This window comes from Pseudanabaena biceps PCC 7429, assembly GCF_000332215.1.
Classification (GTDB): Bacteria; Cyanobacteriota; Cyanobacteriia; order Pseudanabaenales; family Pseudanabaenaceae; genus Pseudanabaena; species Pseudanabaena biceps.
In genome coordinates this window covers 1-10,343 of record NZ_ALWB01000204.1, presented here as the reverse complement: position 1 = coordinate 10,343, position 10,343 = coordinate 1, and the positions used below count along the sequence as shown (strand labels likewise).

Sequence of the window (10,343 nt, the reverse complement as noted above, 5' to 3'; positions counted from 1 at the left end):
GATGTTCTTTCAGAACTTTGCTTTCTTCGGGTGTCATCTTTTTTTAACCTCTATTTTTTATTCATTTTCTCATATGTCATCTATAAGTAGAAATACTCATTGCATTAGTGAGATGCTCCCCTTGCAGTTGTTGTCGAAAGTATTTCTCTAAACCAGTAAAATCTTGCCAAGGAAGCAAATCGAGTTTAATAGCGTTAGCATTATTTTGGAGCACTTCCGTGGGTTTACGGAAATAATTTTTTAGGGTTTCGTGAATGCGATCGCCCACCTCATTCATCAAAGATTCAGAAATATTGTCTACAGCTTTTTGCCCACTACGATAGGAAAGAAATCCTACTAAACCCACAGCCCCAATAATTTGCAATACAAAGGGAATAATTAATATTAATTTGAGAGAGGTCTGGTAATTTCTTTGAGGCTTTATGCGGCGATCGCTATTCATGAATTTTAATTCTTGGATTGGATTAATAATACACTTAAGTAGCTAAGCATAAATAAACTTAAAACCTAAAAGCCTTTACCGCCTACTCAGCGATTGACAAAGGCTCTAGTTTTATTTTTTTAACGATGCTGACTTATTTACATACCTATAAATCCTTGTTTTATTGTCTTCTTAAAATATCGCATACTTAATAATGTAATAGTTTGCTTTCTCTCTTTATATTTAGTGTGACTGATTTCAGGATTTTGATTTTACGCTAGGCTAAAATCCACTGATATAATATAGATATAAGTAGATATAAATAGATTAAATCGAACGAAAAATCAAAACTAAATCTAAGTTTAAAATCGCAAGTTTTTCCAGATTGCTATTTGAGTCTATAAGTCAATCTCCCTATACAAGTATCTAAGCGCAAAATATAAAACCCCCAAAGCTGTGGCGCACGCAGAGCGTGCGCCACAGCTTTGGGATCTCCTAGCTACTTAGCATTCTTAAACATTTATAGCAACCTAAGGTTTACCCCCTAAAGATGAGTGGCGGCGCTTCGCGCCGCCACTCATCTTTAGGGGTTTGATTTGTCTACATTACGGGTTATGATCTTCAAACGGATGAGAAACATTCCTACCTTAAATCAGATGGGCTGAGCCTGATTACTATTCAAGTCAGATCGGGAAGTGCCATATATACTGAGTATTATATTTATAAAAATTTTTTCTAGTTCCAGACTACTTTTAAATCATCCATCTAATATAAATACGAGAGTTGAGATTCAACCTTTTGGGGCGATTTCTAAAACTTCTTGGGGATTCCCATATAAGGACGATCAAACGTAAATTTCTAGCAGCAAAAACTTATGACTAGCCTCAAAAATGTCCTTGAGGAAATCGTTGTCGTAGAAGCACAAGCGCAACTCAAGCAAATCAGCCAACCCATACGTGAAGCAATTAACCTTAGCGAGGTGGCAGCCTTTGCGCTTAATCGATTGCCTGTGCTCTATGCTAGTACTAGCCGAGGCTGGCTGCAACAGCGCAAACGCGCCCATAGTGAACTAAAAAATCAAGTAACCAGTGCCGTCCAGCAGGCTTTACTTGGCATCAAGCGCGATCCTTTGAGAAAGTCCACCAAACTCGCCGCTAGTAAAGTAGAAACGCCAGCCCATGTTTTATCTAGATTACAAAAACTGTTTAGCAAGCTGTCTTTACAATGGCAGGACGTACCACAAGCCTTTCAAGAAACCCTTAACCTCGTAAGCCATTCACAGGATTATGTCGGTTTGAGTATTAACGATCGCCATCGCTTACAAGATATTAAAGGTTATCTACAACGTAAAAATCCCCAACAATCAAGCGATCGGGCAAGCGATCGGGATTGGCAATATCAGGCTGATTTACCGAATCCCGAACTTAATTCTTATATTATTTCCGCTTCTTATTTTCTGGTAAATGTTTTAGAAGATCTAGCTATAAGAGAAGTAAAAAACCAACTGACCTATATGGCAAATGTATTGCCTCGCAAAGTGGGGGTTGATGATGTCTGTGCCTATGTTCTAAACCGACTACCCGCAATGTATGCCACCTCGGAGCAGGGCGTAATTTGGCAAACCCAAAAAGCTAAGGAGCAGTTATCCAGTCAGATTGAGTCAACGGTAATTCAATCTTTAATGACTCTCGGCAAAACACCTCGGCGCTTAGCCGATCCCATCCCATTATTCAAATTTGAAGAAGAATGCGAAAAAGCAATAAATGAATTGCGCATGATTTTTCAGCGCGATGATATCACATGGAAAAATATCGCCTCCTTAGCGGAATATGCCATTAATAATGAGAAGCAAGGTATCAGTAATTGGCGGCAGCAATGGCGAATGCTCGGACAAATTTATAGTGAAATGTATCTAAAACCTGGGGATGCGGATTTATCACTGGCTTATAACAACGATGGGGAGGTACTTATTGTAAAAGCGCATACCAAACAAGCTTTTGGTTGGCTAGCTGACAATCCCAAGAATTTAGGGATCAGCACCTTGCGTCTTTTTCCTGCGGTCGCTGAGATCGAGTTGTATGGATTTTTTCTCGATTTTTCAGTTAGCTATACTCGCGAAGAGATGGCAGCCGATGGCATTATTTGATCTGCAAGGGTTTTAAGAATACAAGCAACGGCAGCTATAAAACGGTAAAGTAAAGCCAGATCTAAAAATTTGAGTTTATGTCCTTCCAGCGCACTAGTGGTATTTTATTGCACCCCACCTCCTTACCCAGTAAATTTGGGATTGGGGATTTAGGGGAGACAGCTTATCAGTTTATTGAATTTTTGTCGCGGAGTGGTCAAAAGCTATGGCAAGTGCTCCCCCTTGGTCCAACAGGATACGGGAATTCTCCCTATATGAGCTTTAGCGCGATCGCAGGTAATCCCTATCTGATTAGTCCCGAGCTACTAGCCAAACAACATTTACTAAAAGAAGAGGATTGGGCAGATCTTCCTGAATTCGATCGCGATCGCGTTGATTTTGCGACTGTGATTCCTTACAAGCGGAAACTCCTAGAGGTAGCCTTTAAACGCTTTCAACAAGGATATCTCGATCAAGATCTTCAGCATCACCACGATTTATATTTAATTCAGGAACTGTTCAAAAAGTTTTGCATCGAGGAAGCCGATTGGCTAGAAGACTACGTGCTATTCATGGCCTTGCACGAAGAAAATACGGAAGTGCTTTGGAATAATTGGGAACCTGCGATCGCCAAACGGGAACCGCAAGCATTAGAACTAAAACGCATAGAACTCAAAGATCGCATTGAATTTCAAAGATTCGTCCAGTTTATCTTCTTTGATCAATGGCTGAAACTTAAGCAATATGCCAATATGCGAAACATCAAGATTATTGGCGATATTCCCATCTATGTATCTCACAATAGTGCCGATGTCTGGGCAAATCCCGCCAACTTTGCGCTCGATCCCGAAACTTACGAAGTAGCACAGATGGCAGGGGTTCCACCTGACTACTTTAGCGAGACAGGTCAGCTATGGGGAAACCCAGTCTATAACTGGGAATATCTCCAAGAAACGCAATTTGCATGGTGGATCGATCGCTTTCGCTTTTTAAATCGTTATGTTGATATTATCCGCATCGATCATTTCCGAGGATTTGAAGCCTTTTGGCAAGTGCCCGCAGGTGAGGAAACGGCGGTAAATGGAGAATGGCAAGTTGCCACAGGTACGGAGTTATTCACAAAGCTGCGTGAAGTGATGGGCGAGCTGCCAATTCTTGCTGAAGACTTGGGCGTGATTACCCCAGAAGTTGATAAATTGCGCGATGATTTTGGCTTCCCTGGAATGCGCGTCCTCATGTTTGCCTTTGGCGGTGGTTCCGATAATTTTCATCTACCCCATAACTATGTACGGAACAGTGCCGTCTATACAGGAACCCATGACAATGATACTGCCGTAGGTTGGTGGCAAAGAGCGAGCCAATCCGAAAAGGATTTATTTTATAAATATATAGTTGGCTATGCCGCTGGTGAGCCAATTAACTGGGTACTCATTCGGATGGCAATGGCAGCGGTATCCCTAATTGCAATCCTCCCCTTACAGGATGTTCTTGGTCTAGATAACAGTGCAAGGATGAATATTCCAGGGACGGCGACAGGGAATTGGGGATGGCGCTATAACGATCCCGAATTACTCAATCCCACTCTCAGCGATCGCCTACTGCAAATTACCCAGCTCTACAGCCGTTAAGACGAATCACCCCTAAAGATGAGTGGCGGCGCTTCGCGCCGCCACTCATCTTTAGGGGGTATGCCCTAAGCAAACCTTACATTGCTATATTTAGGGAATTGCTAGTTATCAGAATTACCAGCACACAGAGGTTTGGCAATTCTTACCAAACCTCTATCTTAGTCCTAGGAAACTTGACACAAAATTTGGTATGACAATATATATCTATCATTAACAAATTTCACAAACGATTCACATAAAGTCGTTTTGCCACAAAACAATGTCTTCCCTTGCCTTTGAAGCGCTATTCATCATTTTGCTTGTTATTGCCAATGGCATTTTTGCCATGTCTGAGCTAGCAATTATCTCTGCCCGCAAAGTACGCTTAGAACAATGGGCAAAAGAAGGAAACGCAAACGCCAGATCCGCCTTAAGACTAATTAGCTCTCCCAATAACTTTTTGTCAACTACCCAAATTGGCATTACTTTAATTGGGATTTTAAGTGGTGCTTTGGGGGGTACAACTGTGGCAAAAAGCCTTAAGGAGTTGCTAGATACGGTAGTCGTGCTAAGACCCTACAGTGAATCCCTTAGCTTTTCCATTGTCGTTGGCATCATCACTTATCTCTCTCTGGTACTTGGTGAACTAGTTCCCAAGCGGCTAGCCATGAGCAATGCGGAAAAAATTGCCTGTGCAGTTGCCCCTTCGATGCGATTCCTTGCCAATATTGGGACACCGATTGTTTATTTGTTAAGTACATCAACAGAGGCTTTACTTAGTCTATTAGGAATTCAGGCAAACGAGGAATCTCAAGTTACGGAAGAAGAAATCAAAGTGATGATCGCTCAGGGTGCTGAGTCAGGAATGTTTGAAGAAGCTGAACAGGATATGGTCGAGCGAGTATTTCGCCTAGGAGATCGCCCGATCAAATCCTTGATGACTCCCAGAACTGAGATCGATTGGTTAGATGTGGATGCTCCCTTTGAAGAAACGCAGCGAGAGGTTTTAGCCAGTGGACATTCACGTTTCCCCGTCGCCAGAGAAAACCTTGATGACTGCGTTGGCATCGTCGAAATTAAAGCCTTTCTCAATGCGAGCCTTCACGGAAATCCGATCGATTTAGTTAAAGTTAGCAGTCCACCTCTATACGTAGCAGAAACGGCAAGTGCCTTAAGTGTCTTGGAGCAGTTCAAACAATCTGGCGATCGCGTAGCCATGGTCACCGATGAATATGGTGGTGTTGAGGGATTGGTAACCCTAACGGACTTATTAGAAGCGATCGTGGGCGATCTCCCCTCTAACGATCGCCAAGGCGATCCCGATGCCATGCAAAGAGAAGATGGTTCGTGGCTGATCGATGGCATGGTATCGAGCGATCGGCTCAAAGAAATCATCGAGGTAGAAGAGCTCCCCTACGAAAAAGATCATAATTACCATACTTTAGGGGGGCTGATGATGACCTATCTCCGCCATATTCCTATGGTAGGAGAACATTTCACTTGGGATAGAATTCGCTTTGAAGTTGTGGATATGGATGGAAATCGTGTTGATAAAGTATTGGTCAACATATCGCCCTTAGAGTCGCTTCCAGACAACGAGCAAAAACAAAACCCTAAAAAGTAGTTCTCAAATAGTTCTAAAACAATTCTCAAGTAGTTCTCAAATAGTTCTAAAACAATTCTCAAGCAGTTCTCAAACAATTCTCAAGCAATTCTAAATTTTCCTATTACAGTGCATTACAGCGCTTTGCACTCAAATCCCAACCCAGCCATATATTAAAAGTGTTGCTTTGCAACACTTTTAATACCAATTCACGAAAGTGTGACAACACTTTTGTGAATTAAAAACCAAACCAAAAACTAAACCTAGTAAGGGTTTTCAAGTTAAGAAATGGCGTAGCCATTTCTTAACTTGGTATTAAACCGAACTGACATTATTTAGACAAAAAGAATATTAGAACTTCTAATACTTCTGGTTAGTTATACCAATTCACGAAAGTGTTGTCACACTTTCGTGACTACTTTAATGGCAGATTTTATGGCGTTACGAAAGGAAAGCATAAATCAAACAAATTTCAGAAATTAGGGATTAACCAAATCTGCTTCCGCAGCTTTGAGGAATTGTTGATTCATACCAAAAATTAGCAATGCCGATTTTATTTGTATCTCCAAGAAAAATATTGTATGGTATTTAAACACGGTATTCCTATCAATATATCGTAGATTAATTTCTTGGAGATACGCTCATGAGTTCAAGGCAGAAACCTGTCAGCTTCTTACAATCGTCCATCAAGGCGATCGCTAATTTATTTAGCAGCATATTTAGTCATAAATGGGGACGCAGATTTGTCTCTTTCTTCTTAGCTGGTGCGCTGATCAGCGTCACCTTAGCAGCTTGCACCGCGAGCGACACCAAGCCCACAGCAACTGAGACAAAAGCTAGTAGCCCAGCCGCTCAAACGGCTCCCGCAGGCGCTCCTAAAAAAGATATCGAACTAACCCTCGTCTCCTTTGCTGTCACCAAGCAAGCTCACGAAGCAATTATCCCTAAATTTGTGGAAAAATGGCAAAAGGAGCAAAACCAAAAAGTTACTTTTAAACAAAGCTATGGTGGTTCAGGTTCCCAAACCCGCGCTGTCATCGATGGTTTAGAAGCTGATGTTGTCCATCTTGCCCTTGGTGCTGATACCGATAAAATCGAAAAAGCAGGACTGATCGACAAGGGCTGGGAGAAGGAATTCCCCAATGATTCAATCGTGTCCAAATCCGTTGCTGCCCTCGTAACCCGTGAAGGCAACCCTAAAGGGATCAAAGATTGGTCGGATTTAGAAAAAGATGGCATAAGTTTAATTACTGCTGATCCCAAGACCTCAGGTGTAGCCCGCTGGAATTTCCTAGCATTGTGGAATGCAGCCGTAAAGAAAGGCGGTAGCGATGCTAAGGCTCAAGAATCACTCGTTAAAGTCTTTAAAAATGTACCAATCTTGACTAAAGATGCTCGTGAAGCCACCGATGCTTTCTTTAAGCAAGGTCAAGGCGATGCGCTTATTAATTATGAAAATGAGATTGTTTTGGCTAGTCAAAAAGGACAAAAGGTTAGCTATACAATCCCTGATGTAAATATTTCTATCGACAATCCGATCGCTATTGTTGATAAAAATGTAGCCAAGCATGGCACCAAGGAAGTGGCGGAAGCATTTGTAAAATTCCTCTATACTCCCGAAGCTCAAACTGAATTTGCAAAACTTGGGTTCCGTCCAGTTGACGAAACAGTAGCTAAAGAAAAGCAATTTGTCGATCTTTATCCTAAAGTCAAAGAACTTGCTACAGCGAAGGATCTTGGTGGCTGGAGTGAAATCAACAAGAAATTCTTTGCTGATGGTGCAGCCTTTGATCAAATTCAAGCTCAAATCAAGCGCTAGAGATTACTAGAGGCTAATAGTTTAAACATTTACAAGGGGCTTCAGCCCCTTGTTGGATCTAACCCAAGCTTTTTGAAACTAACGACAACATGGTAACGACAACCCCTTCCTCGCCCCCTAATAAAAAGCGATCGGAATCGAACCCAATCCTCAATTTCTTCACCAAGATTCCTTGGACATGGGTAATTACTTTTACTTATTTGGCTTTCTTGTTAATTTTGCCGATCGCCGCGATGCTGACCAAAGCCGTCAGCCAACCTTTCGAGAGCTTCTGGAAAACGGCTACTAGTCCATTAGCCCTATCTAGCTATGAAATTACCTTCGTCACCGCCTTTGCTGCTGCCGCCATTAATGGTGTCTTCGGAACTTTGATTGCGTGGGTTCTCGTTCGCTACAATTTCTTTGGCAAAAGATTTTTGGAAGCCGTAGTTGATTTGCCCTTTGCTCTACCCACTGCGGTTGCGGGGCTTACCCTAGCTACGGTCTACAGTGAAAAGGGCTGGATTGGCTCGTTATTTGCACCATCAGGATTTAAAATTGCTTTCACTCGCCTTGGCGTTTGGATCGCCATGATGTTTATCTCATTGCCTTTCATCGTGCGCACTGTCCAACCCGTTCTCTCCGAGTTAGAAAAAGAAATTGAAGAAGCGGCTTGGTCGCTCGGGGCTTCTAAATTGCAAACCTTTATTCAGGTAATTCTACCTCCGCTTACACCTTCGATTTTAACGGGTGTAGCTCTTGGTTTTTCCCGTGCTGTCGGTGAATATGGTTCGACTGTAATTATTGCCTCCAATACTCCATTTAAGGATCTAATTACCCCAGTTCTAATCTTCCAACGCCTCGAACAATATGACTATGTAGGAGCAACAGTTATCGGTGTAGTCATGCTAGGAATTTCCTTTGTGAGCTTACTTGCCATTAACTTATTACAAGCATGGAGCAAACGTTATGGCTAATCTCAATTCTTCTGTCGCCGATCACCCTCAAAGCTCACCCGAACCAGCCACATTCAAAGAAAGAAAGAATTTTGCGCCAGCTATTTTAATTGCCATCTCCTTTCTCTACCTAGGGCTGGTGTTGCTGTTACCTGCGGCAAATGTGTTTGTCACCGCATTTAGTAAAGGCTTCGGTCCAATATTGGCAGCAGTACAGCGTCCTGACTTCCAAAATGCGATCAAGCTCACTCTCGGTTTAGCCGTAATTGCTTTACCTCTTAATACTATTTTTGGACTCAGTGCGGCTTGGGCGATCGCCCGTAATCAATTTCCTGGCAAAGCTTTGTTGCTGAGCATTATTGACCTGCCATTTTCGATCTCCCCTGTGGTTGCAGGTTTAATGATCGTTTTGTTATACGGCCGACTGGGCTGGTTTGGCTCATGGCTAGAAGCAAATGACATCAAGGTTGTATTTGCTTTTCCTGGAATGTTACTCGCCACCATTTTTGTAAGTATGCCCTTCATCGCCCGTGAAGTCATTCCCGTTCTCGATGAAATGGGAACCGATCAAGAAGAAGCCGCACGTACCCTTGGTGCTAGTGATTGGCAAATTTTCTGGAGAGTAGTTATTCCCAATATCCGATGGGGTTTACTTTACGGATTAGTTTTGACTAACGCTAGAGCTATGGGCGAGTTCGGTGCGGTGTCCGTGGTTTCAGGGAATATCGCTAGTAAGACGCAAAGTTTACCGCTATTTGTGGAAGAATCTTACAAGCAATACGAAACTGAAGTCGCCTATTCGGCTGCTGTACTTCTAGCTCTATTAGCCGTAGTTACGCTGATTCTCAAGGAAATTTTAGAACGTAGAACCAGCAAGAAGCAAAGTTAATTAAAACTAAGTACCTCAGCATAATTAAAATCCAGATTTAAAACCTGCGGCGCAAGCGCAGCGTGCGCCGCAGGTTTTAGGGTTTTATATTTAATTAAGCCCACTTACTTAATACCAATTCACTGAAGTGAGCCAACACTTCAGTGAATTTCAGTGAATTTCAGTGAATTAAAAGCCAAACCCAGTCAGGTTTTGAGATTCCCAAAATGGCAACGCCATTTTGGGAATTGGTATAATACCAATTCACGAAAGTGTGACAACACTTTTGTGAATTAAAAACTAAACCTAGTAAGGGTTTTCAAAGCTGAAAATGGCTACGCCATTTTCAGCTTTGGTATAACTGATAATTATTCAGAAGAGGCGACCTATAGTGTCGTCTTTTTTTATGATTAATAAACTATATCTAAAAAATGATGGTAATTGTAACAGTCAGAACAAGCTATTTTGACAGCGATAGGTTAGAGTCCTTAGTAAAAAACTATAAGGAGTTTCTCTAAATGACTATTGATACTCGCCCTATAACCAAAGATGTCAAGATCCGCATTCCCGAAGACCTCCATGATGAACCTGTTATTTCTCAATTGATTTCCCAATATGGGGTCGTTGTCAATATTGTGTCCGCAAGTTTAGGCGCTCATGCGGGTAGCGGCTGGTTTCATCTAAACCTGACAGGCAATGCTGCTCAAATTCAAACAGCGATCGCCTATCTCAACGATCTCGATATTGAAATCTGGGAAGATCACCACGACCCCAATACCGCACTTTAGCTACAGCTATCACCCCCAAGAAGAGAAGGTTGGCGCAAAGCGCCAACCTTCTCTTCTTGGATTTTGATTTTGTCCTAACGCGAGTGGCGACAGCCATAATTGCTAAAGCTAATCACTACTAAGTAGCTAGGCATAAGTAAACTTAAAACCTAGAAGAGCATACCGCCCGCTGCGCGG

General features: G+C 42.2%; 8 protein-coding genes. 7 read left to right on the top strand and 1 reads right to left on the bottom strand.

All coding sequences use genetic code 11. The features are described from left to right. Positions 1–76: 76 nt before the first annotated feature. A complete protein-coding gene (locus tag PSE7429_RS18260; RefSeq protein ID WP_009628801.1) occupies positions 77–442 on the bottom strand; it encodes a hypothetical protein in 366 nt (121 codons plus the stop codon). An 853-nt stretch (positions 443–1,295) separates the two neighbouring features. Here PSE7429_RS18260 and PSE7429_RS23845 point away from each other — a divergent pair. The 7 genes from PSE7429_RS23845 (at position 1,296) to PSE7429_RS18225 (ending at position 10,166) form a co-directional block, all read left to right on the top strand. After that, complete coding sequence (locus tag PSE7429_RS23845; RefSeq protein ID WP_009628800.1) at positions 1,296–2,567, top strand: late competence development ComFB family protein; 1,272 nt, start codon at positions 1,296–1,298, stop codon at positions 2,565–2,567. A 77-nt stretch (positions 2,568–2,644) separates the two neighbouring features. Then, positions 2,645–4,174: a 4-alpha-glucanotransferase gene (gene malQ / locus PSE7429_RS18250; RefSeq protein WP_009628799.1), complete on the top strand. Its 1,530-nt coding sequence runs from the start codon at positions 2,645–2,647 to the stop codon at positions 4,172–4,174. A 259-nt stretch (positions 4,175–4,433) separates the two neighbouring features. Beyond that, positions 4,434–5,777, top strand: coding sequence for a hemolysin family protein (locus PSE7429_RS18245; protein ID WP_009628798.1), 1,344 nt, complete (start codon positions 4,434–4,436; stop codon positions 5,775–5,777). 622 nt (positions 5,778–6,399) lie between these two features. After that, entirely contained in the window at positions 6,400–7,575 is a 1,176-nt protein-coding gene (locus tag PSE7429_RS18240; RefSeq protein WP_009628797.1) for a sulfate ABC transporter substrate-binding protein, read from the top strand. An 89-nt stretch (positions 7,576–7,664) separates the two neighbouring features. Then, positions 7,665–8,531 (top strand): sulfate ABC transporter permease subunit CysT, encoded by an 867-nt coding sequence (gene cysT / locus PSE7429_RS18235; protein ID WP_009628796.1) that lies wholly within the window; start codon positions 7,665–7,667, stop codon positions 8,529–8,531. Next, positions 8,524–9,399: a sulfate ABC transporter permease subunit CysW gene (cysW, locus tag PSE7429_RS18230; RefSeq protein ID WP_009628795.1), complete on the top strand. Its 876-nt coding sequence runs from the start codon at positions 8,524–8,526 to the stop codon at positions 9,397–9,399. The genes cysT and cysW overlap by 8 nt, the downstream gene beginning before the upstream one ends. A gap of 497 nt (positions 9,400–9,896) precedes the next feature. Then, entirely contained in the window at positions 9,897–10,166 is a 270-nt protein-coding gene (locus tag PSE7429_RS18225; protein WP_009628794.1) for an NIL domain-containing protein, read from the top strand. Positions 10,167–10,343: the final 177 nt, after the last annotated feature.